This is a genomic window from Luteolibacter sp. (genome assembly GCF_039920825.1).
Lineage (GTDB): Bacteria > Verrucomicrobiota > Verrucomicrobiia > Verrucomicrobiales > Akkermansiaceae > Luteolibacter.
Genome location: NZ_JBDSCX010000005.1, coordinates 1 through 25,980 on the forward strand (window position 1 = coordinate 1; position 25,980 = coordinate 25,980).

Consider the following 25,980-nt stretch of genomic DNA (forward strand, 5'->3'; position numbering starts at 1 on the left):
CGCGGCGGGCCAGGGTGCGGTTGAAATAATGGGCGAGCACGCGCTGCATGGCGTCGCATTTGTAGCCGGAGCCGCTGGCGTAGCCGGAGAACGGCTGGGTGGAGTTGCCGTCGGTGTAGATGAAGTCGGGATCGTAGTTTTCGATCACGTCCTGGATGCGGAGTGCCCACCAGGTGGCATACCAATGGGCGTAGTCGAGATGGTTGGTGAAGATGCCTTAGGAGAGGTTGTAGCCGCTCTTGTCCATGGCGTTGTAGATGCCGGCATATTCGCGGAGATTGGGGGGGTAGAGCTTGCGCAGGTCGAGCGGGTCGGTGCCCCACCATTGGCCGGTGCCGTTGTAGTTGGTGGTGAGGTTGCCATCGTAGGGCACGCCGAGCTGCCCTTGGTTGTTAGTCGTGTCGGCGCGGTGGCTGCTCTGCCACCACCACCAGGAGTATTCGTGGTGGAAGGTGACGCCGAAGCGCATGTTGGCGGCGCGGACGGCGGTTTTCCATTCGCCGAGGATGTCGCGCTGCGGGCCGAGATTAACGGAGTTCCAAGACTGGTATTTGGAATTCCAGTTGTCGTATTGGTCGTGGTGCACGCCCTGGATCATGAGGAAGCGGGCCCCGGCATCGTGGTAGGTTTGGGTGAGCGCGGCCGGGTCGAGCGCGGTGGGGTTCCACGTGCGGATGAGGTCCTTGTAACCGACGGTCCCGGGATGACCGTAGTCGCGGATGTGGTTGTTATATGCGGTCTCGCCTTCGATATACATGCGCCGCGCATACCAGTCGCCGCTTTGCCCGGCCGCCTGCGGGCCGAAGTGGACCCAGATGCCGAACTTCGCCTGGCGCAACCAGGCGGAATCCTTGGTCGGATAATTGGCGATGATGGAGGGCCAGGTCGGGGCGAAGGGGCCGCTTTCGATAGGGAAATCCATCTTAACCTCCGGAAATGAAGCCGGGTCGCCCATCGTCACCGAACCCAGGGCCTGCGGCGGGGGAATCGCTGGGTAAGGAGGCAGCACCGGCAGCTCGTAAGCGAGCAGGGCTGACGTGCAGAAGGCTAACAGGAAAAACAGCGGTAAAGAACGTGGCATGGACGAATTCTGATAATTTGAGCGGTTGGAATGGAATTGAGAGGGTGCGGCACGCTTGTCCGGTCACTCCCCGGACATGCTGCGGCCCCATCGGAATCCCGTCAGACCGATGGGGCCGCATTTAACCTCATGTTTCAGGCGCGCCGTCTGCTAAACCCAAAAAGCAGGCAGGCACCCGACATCAGGAGAGCGGAAGTAGGTTCGGGAACTTGGTACAGGATGAAGGCCGAGAGGTGGGTGTCGTCATTGCCCACGCCATCGGTTTCCTGGATGAAGACGTCCTGAAAAGCGGCGTTTGCCGTGAAGCTGCCATTCACGACCGTCGCGGAGTTCTGAGAGAAGGATCCGCTGGTATTGCCAGTGAAATTCGGCGAGGAGAAGCCGTCCCAGTAAGCTTGCGCGCGACCTGCTGAACCAGCCCTAACATCCACACTGTAGAGATAGACCGCGTAGGTTTCTCCGATGGTCAATCCGGTGAGGCGCAGGGTGAGGGGTTGGACGGAGTCGGAGGTGTTGGTGTGCCAGGCGTTGCCCCTCAGAACGTCGTCAAACGCGGTGATGCCGGTCCCACCCGCGAAGATGCCGGCGTTCCATTGGGCGTCACCGTTGTAGTAGCCGGTGGTGGAACTGGCCGTCCCGGGCATGTTCACGTTCCCGAGATCGGCAGAGCCCGTGCCAGCGGCGAAGGTGATGCTGGTGCCTCCGGGCGTGTTGAACGTCTTGGCGGCATCCCCGACATTCATGGCGGAGACGAAGGTATATCCGGCAGCATAGGGAGTATCGAGAACACTCGCGCTCGAGAACGTCGTGGCCGGTCCGAAGACGACCGTGGCTGCGTGTGCGGACATCACAGTGAGTGCGGATACGGCGAAACCGGCCAGAGGGTGGAGCATGGGTTTTTTACAACTTGGCATCATGATTTTGTTATGGATGGAGATGATAAATGAATAGAAAGCCCGCAGCCGCCTGATGCCGGCTGCGGGTAAGGCCGCATCATGGCTCGAGGAGAACGCGGTAGAATGCCTTACCTGCAGGGACGGGAGCCGGGTCGGTGAAGGAATTGGTTCCGTCCACGCCGGCCTGCGGGGCCGGAGTTACCTTCGTCCAGGAGCCGGCACCTAACGTGATGGAACGTTCCACCGTAAAGTTGAGTCCGGTCTTGCCTTGCCAGGTGATGGTATAGCCGTCACCCAAGGTGTTGTCGGCAGTGGTGATCGCGAAGCGGCTGCTGCCGTTATTAGGAGTCAGACCGAGGCGGTATTCAGTGAGGTTGTTCGTGCCATCACCGTCGAAATCGCCGGTTGCGGTTTGGGCCAGATTTCCGAAGTAGGTATTTTCCCATGAATCGGCCATGCCGTCGCTGTCGGTATCAGGAGTGACTGCGGGCGCCGTGCGAAGGACATAGGCATTGATCGCTACCGGGAAGTTCGCTCCGCCGGTGGTATTCTGGATGAAGATGTCCTGATAACCGACACTGCTGGCAGTGAAGGTTCCGATAACATACTTGCTGTCTCCCGCGATCACGGGATCGCTGGCGCTGCCACCGGCCGTGTTGTCATGGAATTTCTGCCCGCGGGTAGAGCTCCCCGCGCGATCATCCGAGTAAAAGAGCTGTATCTGATACTGCTGGCCCGTGATCAGGGCGGCACCATCCACACCGGTGACGCGGAGAACCATGTCCGTGGCTCCGGGCGCGGGACCGGGATCGGTATTTTCCCATGCGGAGCCATCCAGCACGGATTCGAAGGCGGCACCAACGGTGGTTCCGGTGGCATCGAACAGCGCGGCATTGACCTGGCGGCCCCCAGATCCGGCGATCACACGGGCTTCCTCACCGGCAAGAAGGGCGCCAGCCACATCCTGCGACTGGCGGCTCTCAAAGGTGACCGTCTCCGCCCCGACCGTCACGGCGACATTGGTGTTGTCCGAGCGGAAGTTTCCGGCATGCAGGAGAGTGCCCGTGGTGGTGATGTTAGTATCCGCAGTGATGGTGACCGGAGTAGCCCAGGTCATGGCAGCGGTCCCGGAATAGGGGCTCTTGTTATTCGTCGGATCTGAGTTGTTCAGAAACTCATTGAGGTCCGTGACCGTATCGCTGTCGAAATCGGAAACAGCCGTCGCGGTGGTGGTGTTCGTGAAATAGTGGATTTCCCAAGCATCGCCGATGCCATCACTATCAGCATCCGGTGCGCTGGTGCGGAGGTTCGGATTCGTGGATGCGGTTTCTTCCTGCTCGTTGGTCGCGTAGTCACCGTCCGGATCGCCGGTGCCTATCTGGGTCAGGTTACCAAAATTGGACTGCTCCCAAGCATCCGCCAGTCCGTCGCTGTCAGTGTCGGCGGGCGTTTGCAACGCATTCGTCGGACTGGTGCCCGCGATAAACTCGTCCAGATCGGAGTAGCCGTCGCCATCAGTATCGCTTGTGCCATTGGCTGTGGTTGTATTGCCGAATTTGGCCACTTCCCACGCATCGCCGATCCCATCGCCATCCGAATCCGGAGCGTCGATCCGATCGACAGGGCTTGTTCCGCCAGCTTGCTCAGCCAGATTGGTCGCGTAGTCGCCATCCGGGTCGCCCGAACCATTCTGAGCGGTGATATTGCCGAAGTAGGAGATCTCCCAGTTGTCTTCGAGCCCATCATCATCGATATTGTTAGGATCGGAATGCGCATTCTGGGGATCCGTTGATGCGAGATATTCGTCGATGTTCGTGGCAAAGTCACCGTCGGGATTACCGTCTGCATCATTCACCAGTTTGTTCAGACCGTGGGCATCTTCCCATGCGTCCGGCATGCCGTCGCCATCGGTGTCAGCAGTTAGAGAAACCGTCACGGTGATCGCCGTTCCGGTGTTGGCAAAGGAATAGGCGTAACCGACGCGCCCGTTCGCCACGGTGAGCCCGGAAATCGAGCCTGCGAGCGTGCCGGTGTAATTGATCAGGGTGAAGGTGCCCGTCAGGGTCAAGGCGTTGGTGGTGCCTATGTCGTAGAGTTTCACGCCACCGCCGCTGATGCTCAAGCCGGACGGGTTGGTGACGGTGAGCTGGTCATTGCTGCCAGCGTCCAGATCGAAACTGATGGTGCCACCGCTTGAAAGGGATAGCTGGCTAACCGACGTGGTGGACATCGTGAAGGACGGGGAGATTTCTCCCGCGACCAGATTTCCGGCCGTGGAAACCGAGACGGGACCGGTGAGGGAACCCGTGATCGCGAGCGAGCCGCCGATCACACTGGTGGTGCCGGTGTAGGTGTTGGCACCGCCCAGGGTTGTCGTGCCAGAACCGGTGAAAGTCATGCCACCGCTGGTGTTGGCGGCCGTGTTCACTGTAAAGCCCGCCGCCGCAACGGTCGGGTTCCCGCCGGTCAGCGCGATGGTGGGCGCCGAGGTGTATCCGGTGCCGCGATTGGTGACGACGATGCCGGTGATGACGCCCCCGGAAACCGTGGCGTAACCCGAGGCACCGGTACCACCGCCACCCGAGAAGGTGACCGCCGGCGCGCCGACATAGCCGGAACCGCCGGTAAATCCTGAAATGCTGCTGACACCATTGCCAGTGGGTGCCGAAAGAACGGCCGGGATGGTGATCGCCACCCCGTTGTTATCAATCGTGCCGCCTCCGCTATAGACGTTAGCCTTTGTAAGGTTGGTAGTTAGGAAGGTTGTCGTCGCCGTCGAAGCCTTGAGCGTGCCACCGTTGAAATTGACGAGGCTGGTCCCTGTAGCCGAGAAGGGAGCGATGCTATGCGCCTGCATGGTGCCGCCGGTGAGCAGGTTGATCTCCGCCAGTTTTCCTGCAGTGCCAGTCTGCATGAGATTGACGTCCGCGTTGGCCGCGATCAACGATGCATTTGCAACGTTGATGACCGTGACGCTGCCCGCGCCGCCGTTCCAGTTCGCCGAAAATTGGCCAACTGGACCGGTGAAGTTGAGCGTGCCGCCGGTCATGTTCAAAACTCCGACGCTGCTCGCGCCACGGGAAGGCACCAGCCAGGCGGAGACGTTCATGGTGCCGCTGGTTACATCAAGAACACCCGTGCTGGCTCCGTTGAAACTGCCAAGGTCGAGTTCTTTCAAGCCGACGGTGCCGCCGCTCAGGTTGTAATAGCCGTAGGAAGCGCCGCTGGCACCCGCGCCGATTTGAAGTTGGTTCATCCCGCTGACGGTTCCACCGCTTTGGTAAACGGCACCATTGCCTGTGGAGATGGTGATGCCATTGCCAATCAGCATGTTGGTGCTGCCGTTCTGCGTAATCGTCGCCCCCGATGGGATATTGAGGGTTGCCTTCGCCGCGTTCCCACTCTGACCCACGTTGATCTGACCAGCGTTGCTGGCGGTGCCGACCAGTGATCCCGTTATGGTCAATGCGCCGGCATTCACGTTCGTCGCACCGGTATAGGTGTTCGCGGCGCTCAGAGTCGTCGTACCGCTTCCAGCCTGGGTGAATGAACCGGTGCCACTGATCGCAGAGCCGCTGAAGTCGGTGCCCTGCGAGACCGCATTGCTGCGATTGATGGTCAGGTTGCTATTGTTCGTGACTGTGCCGCTCGTGGCGAGCGAACCAGTAGTTCCGCCATTGCCGAGCTGGAGCGTGCCAGCGCTGATCGTCGTGGTCCCCGAGTAAGTGTTCGGCCCAGCGAGCACCGTGGTGTTGTTGGCGACTTTGGTGAGGCTGTAGGTGCCGCCGCTTTGCCCAATGGCACCGCTGATCTTGCCTGCGCCGCTGATGATGGAATCCGCATGCAACGTGACACCTCCCGTGACATCGAGCGCAGCATTGTCGAGACGCAGCGAACCGAAATTTTCTCCCCCGGTGCCGCCATTCAAATGGATGCCGAACCCATAGTTGTAGGCTTGGGTGAGGTAGAGTTGCGCGCCGTTCGCCACGTTGACCGTGGCGCTGGAGGAGAGGACCGCAGCCTGCGATGCCGCGGTGAACTTGGCCTTGCCGCGGTTGATGGTGGAGCCGGCGAGGACGTTGAACGTTCCCGTGAATCCGCTGAGATCGCCGGTGAGGTTCACCGAGCTCCAGCCGTTGGTCATCACCGTACTTGGCCTCGCCTGAAGCGTCCCCGCCCCCGTGATGGTGTTGCCAAGTGCGAGAATTCGTTCGCCCGCGGCTGTTCCGTTGCCTTCGTCATCCACATAGAGCTGGCCACCGCTGTTGATGGTGACGGCGCTGGTGCCGAGGTTCGTCGCGGTAACAGTGCCGACGGCAGTCCCGGGTTGATTCACGATGAGCGTTCCACCGCTGATCGCCGTAGCTCCGCTGACGGTGTTGTTGCCCGTGAGTGCCACCGAACCGGTGAAGCCGCTGTTCAGCGTGATTGTGCCGATGGTAAGGCCGGTGGCGGCGGTGACGTTGTTAGTCGGCGTGCCGGTGAAAAGGGCGTCGTTTCCACTGGTGAAGGTGGAGCCGGACCAGTTGGTGGTGATGGTGTCCCATACCCCGCTGGTGGATCCGCTCCAAGTGCTGGTGGCTGCATGAACGGTGGATGTGAATCCGAGCGACGAGCCGAAGCTCAAAGCGATGAATTTGGCGAGAGCTGCGCCTCCGAAGTTATTTTTAGGTTTCATGGGTTTGAGCGGATGAGCGCCGGGAACCTGATCAAGTGATCATGTGAATTCCGGACGGCGTTTCTGTTCAAAGCTCAACGCGCCATTCCCCCGTCAAAACCTGTCAAAAATTTTTCACAACTTGCGAAAAAACGTTCCGGCCTCCCTCAGTGAGAAACTTGCCCAAGCTTCTCGGCGGCTTCCTTAAGCAGCACTTTCGCGAAGAGCCAGTCGTACCAGTAGCCCTGGCCGTTCCCGCTGGAAAGGTCGGAGGACCATTTCACATCGAAGGCCGTGCGAGCGATTTCAAAGTGCTCGATCGCCTTCGGGTGATCGCCAGCACCTTCGCAAGCCATTGCCAGAATCGCGTGATAGCTCGGGAAATAGCCTTGCGATGAGTTGGAGTTCTTCGACCCCGCGCTCGCGATGCGGATCGCCGCGTCATCATCACCAATGCGGTAACGCCACAACGCGGACGGCAACGGACCCCAGCCGGTGGACTCCTGCGGCCCCGCCATTTCCAGCCAACGCTCATTGGTAGCAGCGATTTTCTCCAACGAGTTCCGCAGGTCCGCTGTGAGCGGCATCAGCAGGCAGGACTTCAGGATCCGGCCGGCTTCATCACCGTCTGTCGTATCACTGTGCGCCTTGCAGAGGATATTGCAGAAACGAAAATAGCGCTGAGGCTCGCCGGTTTCCCCGAGAAGCGCGCCGCATGCCTGATAGTTGAGGGTCACCGTGCGCCATGGGTCGAGTTTGTCGATCTCCAGCAGCCACTCGAAGCACTTGCGGGCCTCCGCCCATCGCTTGTGGCCGCCCAGCCACATCCCTACGTCGCGGAGCGCGGTGATGGCATCCAGACTGGGCTCCGATGGCGGGGTTTCCATTTCACTCAGGATCTTCGCGGCCCCTTCGAAATCCTCCTGGCGGACACGAGTCACAGCTTCGGTTAGACGGCTTCGTGTTTCGGCTGCACGGCGGAGTTTCGCTTCGTTTTTCAGAGACTCTTCGGTGAGGCGTCGCAGCTCTGCCTGCCGCATTTCGGCCCGCCTTGCTTTGAAAAACAGGATGGTGGAAGTGCCGAAGCCACCGACAAGCGCCAGCACGACCAGCCCCGAGGAAACAAATACCGCGCGGTTTCTGCGGATCAGTTTGCGCAGCACGTAAGCACGCCCTGGGGGACGCGCCAAAATCGGCTGGTTGTCGAGGAAACGCTGAAGGTCCAGCGCCATTCCGTTAGCCGTCTCGTAGCGGCGTGTCCGGTCCTTTTCCATCGCCTTGACAATGATCCAGTCCAGATCGCCGCCGATCATCGAAACCAGTTTTGAGGGTTCGGTGGATAGCGTTTTGGCGAGCGCGGCGAGCTCGTCCGATTTCATCTGGCGGAGCAGCACTGATGGACGGACGGGTTCATGCAGGAGAAGCAGTTCGGGAAGGGAGCTCCGCGCCACGTCGGGAAAATCCCTTGCTTCGAACGGAGGATGACCGGTGACGATCTCGTAGAGCAACGCGCCAAGGCTGTAGATATCAGTCCGTGTATCGATGTCGGAGAGATGAATGTTCGCCTGCTCGGGACTCATGTAGGCAGGCGTTCCTAACAATTGCCCCGGCATCGTCTGCGAGGTTTCTTCTCCCAGGTTTCCCTCGATCGCTTTCGCAATTCCGAAATCAATCACCTTCGGCAGGGCGATTCCGTCTTGCAGGGAAACCAGCACATTTGATGGCTTGATATCGCGGTGAATGATTCCCTTCTGGTGCGCGTGTTGGATGGCATGGCAGACATTGATCACGAGCCCTATCCGCTCCCGCAGGGTGAATCCCTGGGCATTGCAGAAATCGGTGATCGGTGTTCCGTTCACCAGTTCCAACACGAAATACGGACGCCCGAATGCGGTGGAACCGGCGTCGAGCACGCGTGCGATGTAAGGATGGTCCATCATCGCGAGCGCCTGCCGCTCCGCTTCGAAGCGGGCGATGACACTTCGTGTGTCCATGCCGAGCTTGATGATCTTCAAGGCCACCTTGCGGTGTACCGGTTCGTGCTGTTCGGCCAGATAGACCTCGCCACCGCCGCCTTTACCCAGACTTTCCCTGAGGAGATAGGGGCCGATCCGGGCTCCGATCCGTTCGTTTGCACCTGCGGAGTCGCCGCAATCTTGAATGTTATCAAATTCGTCCCCGCTCCTCGCGATGGCGGACAAACCCCGGTTCAGGAGTTGATCCGCACCCTCCTCGGCCGCGAGCATGTCCTCCACGACACGGCGCAAATGATGATCCGATCCACAAGCGCGATCAAGGAACCCGCGCCGTGCCACAGGCTCGGTGATGTGAAGCGCGGTGAAGAACAACGCATCCTCAATCTGTTTCGAATCATTCATTCGGCTCAATGCGGTGATCCCGGCTGGCAAACTGATAGAGCCTCGCCTTGGCGCAAACCCAGTGACGATAAACGGTGCGTTCGCCGATTCCAAGAAACTCGGCCACCTCCTCGTTTGTCATTCCGCCGAAGAACTTGAGCACCACGATCCGCGCCTGTTCGGGATCCTCCCGTTCGAGAATCTCAAGCGCCTCGTTGATCACAAGGATTTCCTCCGGAGGAAGATCATCGGCCACATCGACCTTGGAAAGTTCCACCCGGTCCTGATTCCCTCCCCTTTTCAGCCGCGACTTGCGCCGGGCAACATCCACGAGAATCCGCCGCATCGCTTCGGCGGCGGCCCCGAAAAAATGGGCCCGGCTCACCCACGTGCGGTTTCCATCCGCCGCGAGTTGGAGCCACGCCTCATGCACGAGAGCGGTCGCTTGGAGCGTCTGCCCCGGAGACTCGCGGGCCATCCGCGCCGCGGCGAGAGTGCGGAGTTCCTGATAGACCTGGTCCAGCATTTCGGAAGACGATCCTGAATCATCAAGCCGTTCGGGAAACCGAATTTGGTCATCTTCATTCATCCGTGCTGGTGAGGATAGAGGCACAGGACTGGTTTCGCGTGTCAAGCAAGAGCACCCCGCTGGTCTTCGCCGCTCGATGGATCAAATCCGCTTAATTCATTCGAGATAAACGGATTTCATTGGTTTCTGGAGGAGAACTTGCGCCACCTCGTCCTCCGCGCACACTCCTTGAAGCATTCCATCAACGGGCCGGAGTGACCGCCACACGGTAAAAACGGGCTGTGCCGCCGGGCGTGAGGCTGAACTGCAATGGAGCCGGGCTTGCGGCGACTCCAGTCCCGGCCACAGGGGTGCCACTGTCCGACCAAGGGCCGCCAACCTGCGAGCTGGTTTCCACCTGATAGAAGTGTCCTTGGTATGAAGGCACCGCCAGCAGAAACTCCGCGGGGCTCCATTGGGTGGAGGAAACCTTCACCGAGGAGCGGTCGAGCACGGTTCCGGCATTCACCCAACCGGCGGGCAGCGAGCCGTTCCAGTTGATGATATCGATCGTCCCGGAATTCGTCATCGTTCCGCCCACATCAAGAACGGCATCCCCGAAGAGACGCAGGACACCATGGTTCGTGGCATCACCGCTGATCTGGAGATTTTTCCCGTCCAAGACCAGAGTCCCGTTGTTCAACATCGAGGGATACGACGAGGGTGGTCCGGACAGGGTGAGAACCTCCGAAGTCTCCACTACCAGCCCGCCCGAGATCACCAGCGAGCCGGTGGCGGTTCCAGCGTAGTTGGCATCCGTCACCGTTGCCTGAACGGCATAGGTGCCGGAAGCGGAGGGAGCCGTCGCGGAGCCATTGTAGGTCGCCGTGACGGAAAGACCCGCGGGAACGGTGGTAGCGGTGACGACTTTCGGGTTGCCATCGTAGGAGGCTGCCAGATTGCCGAGGGTGACTGTAGAGGCCGCCTTCCCGACGGAAAGCACGTTCATGACGGACTGGGCGGCGAGGTGATTCGGCCCCCCCGGCTGGCTGGCGGTGATGTCTGCCGTGCCCGCACCGGTGATGGTGAGCGTGTTTCCGGAAATGGTGGCAACCGCGAGGTTCGAGCTCGAATAAGCCACGGCCAGACCGGACGATGACGAGGCTCCGGGGTTGAACGGCGCATCGCCGTAGGTCTTGGCGGACAACGAGCCGAAAGCGATGGTTTGCGATGCCTTGTTGACCGTTAGAACCTGTTGGACCGCAGCGGCAGGCAGGTAGTTCGCATCGCCCGCCTGGCTAGCCGTAATCGTCGACGATCCCGCCCCGGTGATTGTCACCAGATTGCCGGATACCGTGGCGACCGCATTGTTTGAACTCGCATAGGTCACCGGAAGGCCGGAGGAAGCCGTCGCGCCGGGAGAAAATGACGGATCCCCGAAAGTTTTGTTAGCGAGGATGTCAAAAGTAATGTTCTGCGGGCCCTTCTCGACGCTGATCGATCCGCTGGAGGCGAGACCCGCGACATTCCAGACCAGACCGGCAGGAAGAACCGGCAAGGTCGTGGTGGCGAAACTGCCGGAACGTGTGGTGGCGCTGAAAAGCTGGAATGTGTCGCCCGCCGCGAACGCCGTAGTTCCGATGTCGTCAACTTCCAGTGCTCCGCCGAAGGTCACGGTGCCAAGGCCCGTGACCTTGTCACCGCTCAGCGTCGCTCCGGTTTTACGAATCTCCATCCGCGTGACTCCCGCCAAGGAAAGGCTGTTGCTGATGGTCAGCGTCCCAATGCCGAGGCTGCCGGGTTCAAGCGTGCCGCCGGCCGCGATTACGGTGGGGCCGGAAATCGTGCCAGTGCCTCCCAAGGTGCCGCCTGACATCGCCGTGACAGTGCTACCTGCCGCCAGCGATCCATTCACTAGAAGAGTTCCCGCGAGAACCTGGGTGGGACGCGCATAAGTGTTAGTAGCGGAAAGTAAAAGGGTCCCGGCACCCGCTTTATAGAAAACCGCCGCTGCCGGGTCACCGTTGGCGCGGAGAACCGACGAGATGCTCAAATCGATTCCGGAAGGGGTCGTGCCCGCCTCCACGGTGAACGTGGTGCTGCCTTGCCGGAGCGGCGCGATCTGCGTCCCGCTGATGGTCGATGTGGTGTTGGAAGCAAATGTATTGAGCGCCGAGGAGCCTCCATAAAAATCAATGTTGCCGGTGCTGATGCCGGTGATCGAGCCACCTGTCATGTTGATGACGGCATTGCCCAAGGTTTGGTTGGAGGAGGTATTCACCCTCAATGTTCCTCCTGCTAGATTGATGGATGTGAGCGAAGTGGCGGCGGTCCCGCTGTAGCCCGTGGCATCGGCCGTGCTGAGTTGAAGCGTTCCTCCCGTGTTGACGGTCGCTGTTCCGCGGATCGTCCCGGTGGAACCACCGCCGCCAGTTAGATTAAGGATCCCGGCATTCACCGTGGTGCCGCCGGTATAAGTGCTCTGGATGGAAATCGCCGAGGTTCCCAATCCGTCTTTCACGAGTCCGCCGGTTCCGGAAATCACACCGCTGAAGTTGATCGCCCCTGCCCCGTCAAGCGTCAGGGGAAAGCCGGCGTTGGCCACCGTTCCAGTCACATTGAGCGTGCCGGCGGTGCTGGTGAAAGACTGCGGCGCAAGAAGCGTCGTGGGAATGCTCCAGGTGTTAGTTCCTGCCTGATTGATGATCCCCCACTGCATCGTCACCGCCGTGCCGGAAATGGAGAATCCGCCGTTGGCGAAAATGATCTGGCCCACCGAAGAGAGCAAATTGTTGGAGGAGGTTTGCCGGGTTGTCCCTTGGAACGTCACCACCTGGCCATTGACCGGCAGAACGCCGTTCCAGTTTCCGGCGGTATTCCAGTTGTTGTCGCCTCCGGAACCATTCCATTGGCTCGTCCCCACCAGTCCGATCGTGATGGTTCCATTGACCGCCAGGTTGCTGATATCCCAGGCAAGGCCGACCGGCAGCTGAGGCAGGGACCTGCTCGCGAATGAACCGGAATAAGAGGTCGCGGAGAAAAGCTGGAAAGAGTCACCCGACGCGAATGGCACCGTGCCAACGGCTGTCACCGCCAGGGTGCCCGAAAAGGCGAGAGGATTAGAAGTGACCAGCTTGCTGCTGGTAATCGCCTCTCCCTTGTGAAGTGACATCCGCAGCGTTCCTCCAAGAGTAGCCGCCGGAGACGTGAATGTGGCCGCTCCGCCGAAATCCAAAACGCCTCCTGAGCTTACCGTGACCGAGGTGACAGTCTGGTTGCTTCCTTTCAAAGCAAGCGTCGCGCCGGAGGAAACGGGCACTGCCGCAGCCGTTCCAAGGCAGTTGGTCACACCGCACATCACCGTTCCTTCCAGCACTTTTACCGCAAGGTTTGCCGTCGTGGCCGCTCCATTGAGCAGCACCGAACCCGGGCCCCGCTTGTAGAAGCCGAGGCTACCAATATTGAGTTGTCCGTTGATCGTTAGATCTCCGGTCGTCGTGCTGGTCCCGGGGTCAACGTCCACAGACATGCCGTAGCCCGAACTGACCATCTGGATATTCGAATCAATGACGGAGCCGGAGGCGTTGGCCGTGCACCACAGGCCGTTGCCACCGATGTCGAAGGTGCCGATCTTCGCCACCCCGGAGCCGTATTGACGGATCGTCGTCGGAGCGGCCTGAAGGATGATCTGGCCGCTGGAGTTGTAGGTTTTTCCTCCGGCCAAATAAAAGCCGGTGGTGGCCGCGGCTCCGTCACCGTTGATCGAGAGGCTGGTGTTGGCGTAACCGCCGGCGGTGTTGTAGCCGATCTTGAGCGTGGCTCCCGAAGCGACGCTGTAGGGACAGTCGCCAGATTTGTTAGGAACTTCGAGCGTGCCGGAGCTGACCTGGACCGTGCCCGTGATCGTGCTTGCTCCGGACAAGGTCAGCGCTGCCGTGCCGCTCTTGATGAAGCCCTGATTTCCTGCGACTACGGCGCTGATAGTCGTCGGAACATTCGCCGCGATGGCGGGCGTTCCGCTGTTAGTTACCAGGGTCAAAGGCCCGCCGGTGCCAGTGGAAAGTATCCAAGCGTGATCGACCGCATTCAGGTCGTCGAACACCAGCGTGCCTACGGTTTTCGCGCCATCGAGGGAAACGGTGCGGTTGGCTGTGAGGGAGAGCGTGCCGAAATCCGCGACCGCATCCGCGTTCCCTGCGATGGTACCGCCGCTCCAGTTGCCAGCCGTGATCCATGAGCCGCCACTGGCGTTCGTCCAAACGCCGGATCCGGGTGGATTGCTGATAGTCAGTGTGGCCGCGGAACTGGTCACGCCGTTGGCCACCACCGTGTAGCTGCCGGCATCAGCGGCGGCGACGGCGGAAATCGTGTAGGTGGATGAGGTCGCACCCGGAATATTCGTGCCGTTCAATTGCCATTGATAGCTGCCCGGCACCGGCCCGACGACTGATGTCGAGAAGGTCAAGGGAAGTCCTTTCACCACTGAGGCGGATTCCGGGGTGATGGAAACGCTGGCAGGTCCGACGACATTCGCGCCCGTCAGGCTGTAGCCGTCGAAGGTGGCGCGGTGGATGTTAGGGTTGAACGACTGCACCGCGTGGATGAAAACGCCGGCATGAATGGTGGAGCCAAAATTCGCGATCGTGATGCTGTTGACCGTGTTCCAGATCACACCATCCGCCGACACGGAGCTGGTGAAGAGATCCCCTACCCGCTGGATTTTATACCATTGGTTGCTGCCGCCTAGATTCGAGGACCAGCGGTTGGCGTCGCCGTTGCCATTGGTCATCGAATCGTCTTCGAAATACGTGCCACCGCCAACGGAGCTGAACAAGGCCACGAACCGGGTTCCGCTACCGCTTCCCAACGGTTCGCCAATCGTCGTGTTGGCATTGCTGCGAAGGATGATTCCGGCGCGCCAGTCATCACCGGGTTCAATGCCGTCCAAACCGGCCGTGTTCGGAGTGATGTCCGCGAGGTGTCCGATCAGGGTGCAGTCCCCGGTGGCCTGACGGCTCATCAGGTTCATTCCGTCACCGACCATCGTGACCTTGTTCCCCTGCACGCTGGCTCCGGACGGATAGTTGTGCATTTCCAGCGGATTCCAGTTCCAAGCGCCCAGTGACGGATTGGTGGTGGTAATCGTGATGGCCTGCGAGTCGATGGTACTGGTGCCGTTGTAAACCACGCGGGCACGGACCGGATTGCTGGCGGCCGTCCAGACCATTGACGACAGATCATACGGGGCTGTGGCATCCTGACCGACGTAGTAATCCGGTGCCTTGTTGGGACGGGGATAGTATGAGTATTTGTCAGTTAGGAAATACTGCACGCTGTTGATCGTAGCGCCATTGGCAGTGACCGAGGCGCTCACTCCGGTGCTGGAATTCACGACGGTGGCGTTGTTTGCCGGAGAATTCAAGGTAACCGCGGGCTCGCTGCCGGAGGGCACCCGGCTGAATGCGGACGCAGGCACATCGGCCAAACTGATTCCAGGCCCCTCGTAGGCCAGACCGATACCATCATTGTACACAGTCGTGTTCACAGCGGGAGGCGCGCCCCTGAAATACTTCAACGTCAGGGTATGCGGGCCGGCGGCCAGCGCGATGCCACCACTCTTGAACTGGGAGGAGTCGTGCAGACCGTCGAAGTCGATGACGGTCGTCCCATCGACGGTCAACACGCTGCCATCTCCGGAGTGCAGCGTGAACGAATACAATCCGCTGGTGGATGCGTTGAAGTAGCCGGTGTAGGTGAAGCCGTAGTTCACACGGCGCAGGCGTGGCGTCACATCGGGGAAATTCACCGCTCCTTGGCGGCTGGCAGCGAGCGACGTGAAATCCGGCAGCACCGTCCAAGTGCCGGAAGCAGCCTGATAGTATTGATAGTTCAATCCGGCGACCGCGCCCGAAACCGAAGCCGCGGGGCTCAGAGTGGCGGTTGTCGGCGTGATGAGAACGGGCGTGCCGGTGTTGTAGAAAATATCGGAAATGGTCAGCCGCACGTAGGGCGTGGCGACTCCGGTGATGTTCAGGAGCTTCTGGCGTGTTTCCGGCTCATTGTCCGTAAACATCACGGCGGCGGTCCCGGTGTAGGCGGCGTTGTTGAAAACCTCGATCTTGTAGCTGAGCTGCGGCGAACTTGTTAGAGGCATCTGCCACTGCACGAGCAATTGCGAACCATACACGGTGGCAGCCGGGCTGCTCACCACGATGGGATCAAACGTCGGCAAGGTTGGCTGGTCCGCCAATACGACCGTGTTCGGGTTGTTGTATTGGGAGGAGAAACCCGGACCGACGTCGGATTCCGCGAAGCTGGTCGGATAGGTTGCATCCGTGGTGGAATATGTTTTACCGTTAGATGTGAAGCTGATTTGGTTCGCCCGATTCCACGCGCCGCTCTTGTGGTAGTAGCCGCCGGCGCGGGCGACCTTGTAGTCGCCGCTGTAGCCGGTGAAATTTTCCTGCCAACCGCTCATGCTGTTCACCCCAGTGACGGCGAAGGGATACATGAACGTGCCGATATGTTGCCAATAGCCGGTCGTCGGGTCCTTCATCCACATGCCCTGATAGCCCACATGCGTGGTTCCGTCCGCCGGCAGCCAGTAGCGGACCACTTCCCGGGTCCAGAGGTTGGGGCTGAACTGCGGCCAATACCCCTTGATCGCGCAACTGCTGCCTTCCCCGATTTGCGCGTAGCCGACCATGTTAGGGCCGGCGAATGTCGGGATCTGCTGTGAATAGGGAGCGAAGCCACCGCTGGCCGGCCAGCAGACATACTGCACCAGAGTCTTCGTGCCGCCGCTGTTCTGGTGGGTGTAGCCGCCGTAGAAATATCCGCCACCTCCGTCGGAGCTGCTCACATACTCCTGATGAATCGCGTCGTAAATGCCCCCCGGAACATTCGGCGACCGATAGTCCTGCATGGTGCAGTCCGAATTGGTGGCAATGTTGAAGTAGTTATACTGCGCCTTTGCGAGAGGCGATATAGCCACTAGGAAAAGGGCGGCTATACATGCAGCAGCCGATGAAAGTGATTTACGGACGTGCATGGGAGGTAAGCAATCAGGCGGTTACGGGATTTTCCAATTTCTGGCTAAAGAACCGGTGGGTGGCCTCAAGGCCTTCCTCCAGGCTGTGGCGGGGGTTCCACCCTGCTTCCCGGAGTTTTTCAGAGCTTGCGCGCGAATGACGGACATCGCCGGGGCGTTCCGGGCCGTAAAGCACCGTGGAGGTGGAATCCGCGGCTTTTACTATTCTGGCAGCGAGGTCCTTGATGGTCACTTGGCCACCATAGCCCGCGTTGAAAACGCCGGTGACTCCCGGAGTTTCCACGGCGAATGCCAAGGCACCCACGATGTCCTTCACATAAATGAAATCCCGGGTCTGCCCACCATCTCCGTGGACGGTGATGTCCTCGCCCCGCACCGCTTTCTCGATGAAGATCGGCACCGCGGCGGCATAGGCTCCACGGGGATCCTGACGCGGACCGAAGACATTAAAAAAGCGCAGGGCCGCCGTCTCCAGCATTCCTTCCCGATGGAACATACCGAGGTAATATTCGCCATCCAGCTTGGTGATCGCATACGGACTCTTCGGTTCCGGAATCATCGACTCCACCTTGGGCACTTCCGGATTGTCCCCGTAAACAGCCGCGGAGGAGGCGAAAACGAGCTTCTTCACCCCGGCGGAAGATGCTTCCTCCAGCACGTTCAGGAGGCCATGGACATTGATGTCCACGCATTCGCCCGGCTTGGACATCGACTCAGGAACGCTGACGAGCGCCGCCAGGTGAAAGACATAGTCCACACCCTCAATTGCTTTTTTCACCGTCTCACGGTCGGTCACGGAACCGTAGATGAAGGTATGCCGCAGGCCCGCCAAATTGTGACGATAGCCGGTCCGGAGGTTGTCCAGGACTCGGATTTCCTCCGCGAGATCCTGATAGCGTTCGACGACATGGGATCCGATGAAACCCGCCCCACCTGTGATTAGAATTTTCATGCTACGGCCATCTGGTTGACACCGATCCCGGCCTGCGCCGCCACGATCCGCTCCATTTCCCTCATCTCCTTTTCCATCGCCGCGACGAAGGCGAACTGATTGCGGCAACGGTCCATGTTGTGATCATTGCGCTTGATCTTGAAATAGACGTCTCCTTTCAGATAGTCCGTTAGGAAGCGGATGCCACATTCAAGCGTGAGCAGCTTGCCCGAAAACGCGAGATTCCCGATCTCGTTAGGATTCAGAAAAGATTCACCCGCGGCCATGTAGCCTTGGACCAGAGCCTCGAAGCGGTCGAGCCTCACCGCCAGAGAGCTGATGTTCGTGTCATCCTCCTTCTTGTTAGTGGCTGCCGTCCGGACCATATCCCCGAAATCATAAAGGGCGGATCCCGGCATGGTCGTGTCCAGGTCGATGACGCAGACCCCTTCGGCCGTGACGTCATCCAGCAGAACGTTGTTGAGCTTCGTGTCGTTGTGGGTGACGCGCTCCGGAATGCCACCCGATGCGATGAGATCCGTGACACGGCGGCAATCGGCCTCCCGCGAGAGAGCAAAGGCGATTTCCTGCTTCACTCCCGCGGCGCGGTTGCAGATGTCCGCCTCGATCGCCTCACGCAGCGCCTCCAGGCGCTTCGGCGTGTTGTGGAAATCCGGGATGGTCTCGTGGAGGCGCTTGCCGCCGAGGCCGGCAGCCAGCTTCTGGAAATTGCCGAAAGCCTTGGCTGCCTGAAACGCCTGCTCGTTGGTTTCAAGCTCGTCGTGGCCCGTTGCCCGTTCGATGAACGGATAGACCCGCCAGTATCCACCCTGCGGGTCCACCGCGTAGGCCTTGCCGTCGATGGCGGGGATACAGGTCAGCGTTCTCCGCCATGATTCGGGATTTCCCTCTTCCTGCAAGCGTTGCAGCGAATGCCGGGTGACCCGGGAGATGTTTTCCATCAACTCGACGGGCGTCTTGAAAACCCGGGTGTTGATCCGTTGGAAAATGTAGCGCAACCGCAACAGGCCCGCTTGGTCGAAACTCACGCAATAGGTGTCGTTGATGTGCCCGGAACCATAAGTCGTCCCATGGACAAAGTCGGCTCGCATCTCAAAGAGGTTCGAAATTGCGCGCAAATCGGGGACGACAGAAGGGGTAGGCATGACTGTTTTCTCAGTAAGTTTGTGGAATAAGCACTTATTAGCTCGTGCTAATACACTTCGTCAACCACGGAATTGTCAAAATCCGGCAAAATTTTCAAAAATGCCCCGTTTAATGGAATCCATTAGACCGGCCGACGGAAAGCGACTTCACTGGTCCGAATCCCGCTGTTGCCGCCAATCAAGTTAGGTCATGAACGCCGCCTCCCCGAACTCCCAAGCCAATGCCACGCCCGCCCCCTTGTCCGTCGCCGTTCTGGGTTGTGGTTCGAGAGGGCGCACTTACTCCCGGCTGATCGCTTTCTGCGGGGAGGATTACCGCCTGACGGCCGCGGCGGATCCGGTTGCCGTCCGGCGGGAAGCCGTTTCCAGCTTGGGACCCGCCGGCCAGATCCGCGTTTTTGCCTCGGCGGATGAACTTTTCTCAGCCGGAAAACTCGCGGACGTCCTCATCATCGCCACGCAGGACTCGCAGCATTTCGGCCACGCCATGCGGGCATTGGAACTCGGCTATGACATCCTGCTGGAAAAACCGGCGGCTGAATCACTCGCCCGTTGCGAGGAGATCGATGCGCTGGCCCGCCGGTTGGGGCGCCGTGTGGCCCTTTGCTTCGTACTGCGCTACACGCCTTTCTATTCCGAGGTGAAGCGGATCATCGACAGCGGGAAGCTTGGAAAAATCATTTCCATGCGGACCCACGAGGGAGTTGAGCCATTCCACCAAGCCCATTCGTTCGTGCGCGGACACTGGTCCCGCTCCGGAACCTCCACTCCCATGATCGTCGCGAAATGTTCGCACGACGCGGATCTCATTTGCTGGCTGGGTGGCGCGGGCCTGTCCTCGATTTCGAGCTACGGCGATCTCACTTGGTATCACCCCGGGAATGCTCCCACGGGAGCACCGCTCCGCTGCACCGACGGTTGCCCGGCCTCGGAAAGCTGTATTTATGATTCGCGACGCTACCTCGGTGACAAGCGGCGCTGGCTGGGAATGGTGATGGATGGATTCGAGCAGGCAGCCGACCATGAGATCCTGGAAATGCTCAAAGTTTCGCCGTGGGGGCGGTGCGTTTACCATTGTGACAACGATGTGGTGGACCACCAGGTTCTCGCCTGCGAACTCACCAACGGCATCACCGCCACGCACACCATGACTTCGTTCGATTTCGGACGGGGCATCGAGATTTACGGCACCTTGGCCTCGCTGAAAGGAGGCATCCCCTATTCCGAAGCCGGTGCTCCCGAACTCTGGCTCCGCCATCATGCGGATGGCAGGATCGAACCGGTGGATATCCCTCAACCTAACAACGCCGGATACGCCGGGCACGGCGGCGGAGATCATGGCTTGGTGCAGGCGCTGGGCAGCCTCTTCAGCGGCCCGGAGCGGCTGGAACCAGGCCTCGACGGACTGGCCGGACACCGGCTTGCCTTCCTCGCGGAAGAAGCCCGTGTCACCCGCAGGACCATTGCCTCGTCACCTGCCAGCGCGCTCAGTCCGCAGTCTTGATGATTTCCAAATCGTGACGCCGCTGGGATTCATCCCGTTTGAAAATCGGGCCGATTTCCACCCGGCATTTCTCCCCGTCCGCCTTCACCCAGGCGCAGTCGGGAGTGCCGGTCGTGCCTTTGGTAGGATCCGGATAGTAAGCCGAGGCCTTCTTGAGGGCCACTTTGGCACCGTTCAACCGCGGCCACCCGAACGTGATGACCGCCTTCGGAATGCCTGAATTCGGAATCTTCTGGGTGCTGTAAACCTCCACAAAGGCCGAATGCCGTTCCCAGAACGTGAAATCCGTTCCTTCGAACCGCAGGCTGCCTACCTCGTGAATTTTCCCTTCGGAATCCTTCACCCGGCAATCGAACCATGTGTTTTCTTTCCCGTCCAATGTCTCCGAAGCGCCCTTCACGATCTGATAGATATAGGTTCCCTTGGTCCACGAAAAGGGTCGGCGGACGCTGGCGAACTCCCCTTCATATCCGGCGCTCTCCACCAGGTTGTCAGCATCCGCGACTCTAACATGCTCCAGCCCGATGGGCGTCGTTTTGTCGCTGGACCAGCGCGAGAAGATCGCTCCCTTCCCCGGGAACACCCGCTCGCGGGACTCCTTGCCATGCCAGCCGTTGATGTTCGTCTGGATGCCGCCGTAGAACTGCAAGCCATTGATTTTGGCAATTCCACAGGGTGAAATGTAAAGGTTGTAGTCCGACGGGATATCGCGGTCGATGGTGATTTCCATCTCCAGCGAGGTGAAGTGTTCCACCGGCTTTTCAAAGTCCCACCAGATGTTGATGAGGTGCCAGGGAAGCTTCGGCAGCTCGACTCCGGCGGCCTCGGCCATATCAGCCGGAGAAGGCTGGAGGCACGCGTCCTCCGCCGCCGCCAGTTGCGAAAATCCCACGAGGGAAACCATTGCGAAATTCAGGATAGTCATTTGATTTCCGGAAGCTTGATGTCTTTCGGAGCCGTCGTCGCCGGACGCTCGAATGGATCGCCGAACTTACTGAAACCTTCGACGAACCCACCTTGGGATAGGAAAAACTTTCCTTTCTCCACGCCCATAAAGCGGTCCAGGCGATCGCTCTTGCCAGTGCCATCATGGCTGAAGGTGGCCTTCCTCAGTTCAGTCCATTTCCCTTTCTCATCCGCCACCCACTGGGGTCCGTAGAGCGCCTTGCGCTGCAACTGGCCGTTGTTGCCGTTGAAGTTTTCGCTGAAGGAATACAGTCCCCTCAGATACTTCCCGTCCTTGGGCGCACGGAAGCTGGCCATCAACATCCATTCCTTTTTCTCCGGGTGGAACCAATAGCCCGTGTAGATGGTGTGCGTCCCGTCCGGCTTGGCCGTGAGCAGGAAACGCTGCGTGCTGCCCGTCTTCCACGGATACACGAGGTGGGAATGTCCTCCGGTTCCTTCATTCCCGAACACACCGGCGTCCACGCCCGGACCTTTCGCGATCAACTGGGTGTGGTTCTCATCCGCCACGGTGCTGCGGTCCTTCGCATCCTGGCCGTCACCCGCGTCCCACACGGAGAAAATGATCCTCCGCTCGGTGGTGGAATTCACCTGCATCCCGAAGTAGCCGCGTGAGAAACCGCAGGCCATGTAATAGGTCGCCACCGGATCTTCCACCGCCTGCACTTCGTTGTAGAACATCGCCACGTTCGTGCCGTCCGGCACGGGATAAGCCAGATGGACCGAGGCAGCGTTGCGCCGTGATAGCATGTTGAAATGGGCGTCTTTCACCGCGTCCCCATCAAGCACCAACGCCTCGATCTCACCAGCATCATCCTTCCCGTTGTAGGAAGTCAGTTCGAAACGCACGTAGCCCGGCTTGGCGATCCGGAACTCGCCGAACGACACCGAACCGTCATCCTTCGCCAACGCCTTGTGCTTTTGGTCGCCGATCGCCAACTGCAATTTGGATTTTCCGCCCTTCGGCAGTTTGAGCGCAACGGAAGCAGTTAGATTGCCGGCCTGTTTCAACTCCCCGAACCACGAGATCCGCAACTCCTCGTTTTTCCAGCCGGTGATTCCCTTCGATTCGGAGACCTGCGCCCCGTTGGCATCCGGTTCAAGGTAAGCGGTGAACGCGGGGACGCGCAGTTCGGCGTGAAGCGAAGTCGCCAGCACGCAGGACAGGAGATAACAGGTGGTTCGTAGTTTGTTCATAAAGTTAAAAATGGGAACGATGTATCGGTCATACTTTTCCGCAGCGGGAAAACTATGGATTGTTAGTAAATCGGTGGATTTTTTTCGGATTATTTATGAAACTCTAACGCCACTCGCTGATCGGGGGAGAGACGTCATCAATCAATTTCTTCCGGACACAACGCCGGATTCGAAAGCTGGCAGTGAAAGGCGGTAGCGCAATGCCCCGAGACGCAAGACCACCGACGACCCCACGGCGATCCAGGTCGCTTGCTCATCCTCCAGAAGTTTCCAAGCGATGCAATAGACCAGACCGCCGAAGAAGGCGGCCGTCGCGTAGAAAAACGTGTTCTTGCGGAAAACCACCGGGACATCACCTGTCAGCGTATCGCGGATGATTCCTCCGGCCACGCCTGTAATGACCCCCAAGGTGATCGCAATCGTCGGAGCGAAACCAAGGAGCAGACCCTTGCGGGTTCCGGCGACGGCGAACGCGCACAACGCCAAGGCATCCGCGAGTTGGAAAACCGGCAACGGAGGCTCAAATCGCCGGCAGGCAAAGAACCCCAGGATCGCCGTGATCCAGATGGTGGAAAGTAACTCGGGAGAACTCAACCACGAGACCGGAGCCACTCCGGCCAACAAGTCCCGGATCGTCCCGCCGCCGAGCGCGGTTACCAGGGCGAGGACGATGACCCCGAACAAATCCAGGTTTTTACCGCGAGCCGCGAGCACTCCGGACAAGGCGGAAACGGCCACGCCAAAATGATCCAGCAGTGCCGACGGGGTCATCACTTCCGGGATACTGGAAGATAATCCACTAAATCGGCAAGCAATGATTTCCACTTTACAGGAAATCCTGCCAACATAATGAATTATCCATGACAGCCAAACGAGTTGTGACAAAAGCGGAGGAAGCCGCGGCCGACGTCGATTCCATCAATGAGGATCTCGGCAGGCGCGTTAAAAAGCTTCGCGCGGACCGCGGCTGGTCACTTGAGCAACTTGCCGCCGCCAGCGGGGTGAGTCGCTCGATGTTGAGCGAGATCGAACGCGAGCGCGCGAACCCGACGCTGAGCGTCACCTACCGTATCGCCCGTGCCTTTGGTCTCACTTTGCAGGATCTAATCGAAAGCGCGGATTCCGCTTCCGCGATCCAGATCATCCGGGCCGGAGACCGCGCGCAGATCTTCCGCGCGGACAAAAATTGCCAGATCCGGACCCTTTCCCCCCTGAACTTGGAAAAGGACGTGGAATTCTACGAGCTGCGCCTTCCTCCCGGCGGGGCCCTGCGCAGCCAAGCCCATGTCGAGGGAACCCGGGAGTTCCTTACCGTCGAGGAAGGGGCCGTCGAGTTGCAGTCGGGAAACTCCAGCGAACCTCTCGCAAAGGGCGATTCCGCGACCTATCGGGCGGACGTCCCACATATCATTTCCAATGCCGGCGGCCGCGACGCGGTGCTTTTCCTGGTGGTCATCTATCGCTGAGGGGGGCGTCCGGCAACCGCGCCCGGGCGGAATTCCCACCCCGAAAACGCCCTGCCGTGCCCGTTGGAGCTTGATAGATTCTGCTACCGGCGAATGAGGAAGCTTGCCTTGCACAGGTGAATTCATTTGCATCCATCCAGTTTCATTATGGTCACACAGGCAGAAATCGCAAAAAAACTCGGAGTGTCCCGGCAACTCGTCACTTTCGCTCTCGCCGGGTATCCCCACGTGGCCGAGGAATCGCGCATACGGATTCTGAAAACGGCCACGGAAATGGGTTACCGCCCCAACCCCCACGCCCGAGCCCTCAAAAAGAAGCGGACCGGCATCCTCGGACTCTGGATACCGGACCAGATTTCCACCCACTACAGCCACGTTTCCCGTGAGTTGAGCCATCTGGTCAAGGAAGCCGGCCAGGAGTTGATCATCTCCGAAATCGTGAGCGGCGACGCGAAACAACTCATTTCCAATCTCTCCGTCGATGGAATCTTCGTCGTGGACGCGTCCAAGGAAATCCAACGGGAACTCGCCGCAGTCGTCGCAAAATCGGTTCCAGTAGTCAGCATCGGTGCCCACAGCGCCCTGAAAATCGACAGTGTGCTGGTCGATTTGAAAACCGGCACCATGGAGGCAATGGCCCACCTGATCAGTTCCGGTTACCGCCGCATCGCGCACGCGACATTCGTGAAACGAAGCGAACCCCATGAAAACCGCCGCATCGAATACACCCGCGCCATGCGCGAAGCCGGGCTCAAGCCTGAATTCTTCTACTACCCGCTAAGCGGGGGACAACGCTCCATTGCCCGCCAGATGATTCAGGACTACATCAGGAATCACGGTGTCCCGGAGGCGATCTTCTGTCATTCCGATGACGTTACGCTCGGGATCTACCGCGGACTGTGTGACATGGGGATCCGGGTCCCGGAACAAGTCGCCCTTGTCGGCTGCGATGGTATCCAGGACACGGAATATCTCGAAGTCCCGCTCACCACGCTGGTCCAGCCAGTCGTCGAAATGTGTTCCACGGCCTGGCGGTTTCTCTTGCACCGCATGGGGGATTCCACTTTGCCCCTCCAACACGCCCTCCTCACTCCGAGCCTTGCCATCCGCGAGTCTTCCCGGAGAGTCGCGCCCTGACACTCATCAAGCGTATTTTTTTCGCGGCAGCTATTATCACGAGCTAAATTCACTTGACCGACTCTGTCCCCTCCGTCACTTTCGGCGGAGATTTGAGATTGAGTTAAGGTCACTGAGGAAAAGGGAGGGTTGATTTCAACCCATCCCGACGAATCAGCCCGCACTCTTCTCCGGGTATAAAGTTCCGAATTCTATCAGCATCCATCCAATCATGAGTTCATCCGAAATTCCAGTTAGTGTCCGCCGTAATTTCCTGAAAGCCCTCGGTGGAATTACCGCGGGTCTTGCCTTCAATCCCACATTCGCTTCCGCCCAGACCACGACAGGGAGTCCTTCCCGTCCGTCGGCAGCGAAATACATGGGCGACTTTTCCGCGCCGAAGTTAGATAAGGTCAAGGTGGCCATCATCGGCGTCGGTGCCCGCGGCTCCGGACACGCGGTCCAGCTTGCCTCCATCGAAGGAGTTGATTTCGTGGGTATTTGCGATCTCGTTGAGGCTCGTGCCCGCAAGGCGGAGGCAAACGTCATCAAGAAGGGCCATACGCCCAAGGTCTATTTCGGCGAAGAAGAAGCTTGGAAAAAGATGCTGGCTGAAACCAAGCCGGACGCTGTTTTCATCGCCACTCCCTGGGACCACCACGCGCCGATGTGCGTCGCCTCCATGAAGGCCGGCGCCCACGCTTTCAGCGAAGTGCCCATCGCCTACACCCTTCAGGAAATGTGGGAGATCGTGGACACTTCCGAGGCCACCGGCCGCCACTGCATGATGATGGAAAACGTCAACTACGGCCGCGAGGAACTCATTTATCTCAACATGGTTCGCCAGGGCGTCCTCGGCGAGCTCCTTCACGCCGAAGCCGCCTACCTTCACCCGCTTTGTTCGCAAATGGAGAATGGCGATTCCACCGGATCGTGGCGGACTTTCCAATACGCTAACCGCAACGGCAACCTCTATCCGACGCACGGTCTCGGCCCGGTCGCCCAATACATGAGCCTCGCCCGAACCGAAGATAATTTCGGCCGCATCGTGTCGTTCTCGTCGCCCGCCAAAGGCCGCGCTTTG

The 25,980-nt window shown here is 59.5% G+C and carries 15 protein-coding genes; 4 read left to right on the top strand and 11 right to left on the bottom strand.

The features are described 5' to 3' along the window. Window positions 1-217 precede the first annotated feature (217 nt). From ABIQ96_RS00760 to ABIQ96_RS00795, 8 genes are all read right to left on the bottom strand, one after another. Window positions 218-1,081, bottom strand: coding sequence for an alpha-L-fucosidase (locus ABIQ96_RS00760; RefSeq protein ID WP_348212617.1), 864 nt, complete (start codon window positions 1,079-1,081; stop codon window positions 218-220). Window positions 1,082-1,215: 134 nt separating this feature from the next. Next, window positions 1,216-1,974: a PEP-CTERM sorting domain-containing protein gene (locus ABIQ96_RS00765; protein ID WP_348212618.1), complete on the bottom strand. Its 759-nt coding sequence runs from the start codon at window positions 1,972-1,974 to the stop codon at window positions 1,216-1,218. Between the two features lie 100 nt (window positions 1,975-2,074). Further along, window positions 2,075-6,655, bottom strand: a complete 4,581-nt coding sequence (locus ABIQ96_RS00770; RefSeq protein ID WP_348212619.1) for an autotransporter-associated beta strand repeat-containing protein — start codon at window positions 6,653-6,655, stop codon at window positions 2,075-2,077. Between the two features lie 146 nt (window positions 6,656-6,801). Further along, the gene (locus tag ABIQ96_RS00775; protein ID WP_348212620.1) at window positions 6,802-9,012 is read right to left on the bottom strand and encodes a serine/threonine-protein kinase; all 2,211 of its coding nucleotides are present in this window, start codon (window positions 9,010-9,012) and stop codon (window positions 6,802-6,804) included. Further along, on the bottom strand, window positions 9,005-9,580 hold the full coding sequence (locus ABIQ96_RS00780; RefSeq protein WP_348212621.1) for an ECF-type sigma factor: 576 nt from the start codon (window positions 9,578-9,580) through the stop codon (window positions 9,005-9,007). Before ABIQ96_RS00780 ends, ABIQ96_RS00775 begins: the two co-directional genes overlap by 8 nt. Window positions 9,581-9,761: 181 nt before the next feature. After that, entirely contained in the window at window positions 9,762-16,493 is a 6,732-nt protein-coding gene (locus tag ABIQ96_RS00785) for an MBG domain-containing protein (protein WP_348212622.1), read from the bottom strand. Between the two features lie 70 nt (window positions 16,494-16,563). Then, on the bottom strand, window positions 16,564-17,502 hold the full coding sequence (locus tag ABIQ96_RS00790) for an NAD-dependent epimerase/dehydratase family protein (RefSeq protein WP_348212623.1): 939 nt from the start codon (window positions 17,500-17,502) through the stop codon (window positions 16,564-16,566). Continuing rightward, window positions 17,499-18,593 (bottom strand): aminoglycoside phosphotransferase family protein, encoded by a 1,095-nt coding sequence (locus tag ABIQ96_RS00795; RefSeq protein ID WP_348212624.1) that lies wholly within the window; start codon window positions 18,591-18,593, stop codon window positions 17,499-17,501. Before ABIQ96_RS00795 ends, ABIQ96_RS00790 begins: the two co-directional genes overlap by 4 nt. A 244-nt stretch (window positions 18,594-18,837) precedes the next feature. Here ABIQ96_RS00795 and ABIQ96_RS00800 point away from each other — a divergent pair, with 244 nt between their 5' ends. Then, a complete protein-coding gene (locus ABIQ96_RS00800; RefSeq protein WP_348212625.1) occupies window positions 18,838-20,151 on the top strand; it encodes a Gfo/Idh/MocA family oxidoreductase in 1,314 nt (437 codons plus the stop codon). On the opposite strand, the gene ABIQ96_RS00805 is transcribed toward ABIQ96_RS00800, so the two are convergent. From ABIQ96_RS00805 to ABIQ96_RS00815, 3 genes are all read right to left on the bottom strand, one after another. Continuing rightward, a complete protein-coding gene (locus ABIQ96_RS00805) occupies window positions 20,135-21,076 on the bottom strand; it encodes a hypothetical protein (protein ID WP_348212626.1) in 942 nt (313 codons plus the stop codon). The genes ABIQ96_RS00800 and ABIQ96_RS00805 overlap by 17 nt on opposite strands. After that, window positions 21,073-22,314 (bottom strand): DUF3472 domain-containing protein, encoded by a 1,242-nt coding sequence (locus ABIQ96_RS00810; RefSeq protein WP_348212627.1) that lies wholly within the window; start codon window positions 22,312-22,314, stop codon window positions 21,073-21,075. The genes ABIQ96_RS00805 and ABIQ96_RS00810 overlap by 4 nt, the downstream gene beginning before the upstream one ends. Before the next feature lie 141 nt (window positions 22,315-22,455). Next, the gene (locus ABIQ96_RS00815; protein WP_348212631.1) at window positions 22,456-23,085 is read right to left on the bottom strand and encodes a trimeric intracellular cation channel family protein; all 630 of its coding nucleotides are present in this window, start codon (window positions 23,083-23,085) and stop codon (window positions 22,456-22,458) included. Window positions 23,086-23,174: 89 nt separating this feature from the next. Here ABIQ96_RS00815 and ABIQ96_RS00820 point away from each other — a divergent pair, with 89 nt between their 5' ends. The 3 genes from ABIQ96_RS00820 to ABIQ96_RS00830 all read left to right on the top strand — a co-directional run. After that, window positions 23,175-23,780, top strand: a complete 606-nt coding sequence (locus tag ABIQ96_RS00820) for an XRE family transcriptional regulator (protein WP_348212628.1) — start codon at window positions 23,175-23,177, stop codon at window positions 23,778-23,780. A 147-nt stretch (window positions 23,781-23,927) separates the two neighbouring features. Continuing rightward, entirely contained in the window at window positions 23,928-24,917 is a 990-nt protein-coding gene (locus ABIQ96_RS00825) for a LacI family DNA-binding transcriptional regulator (RefSeq protein ID WP_348212629.1), read from the top strand. Between the two features lie 211 nt (window positions 24,918-25,128). Further along, window positions 25,129-25,980: Gfo/Idh/MocA family oxidoreductase (locus ABIQ96_RS00830; protein ID WP_348212630.1), on the top strand; the 852-nt coding region annotated here is incomplete at its 3' end.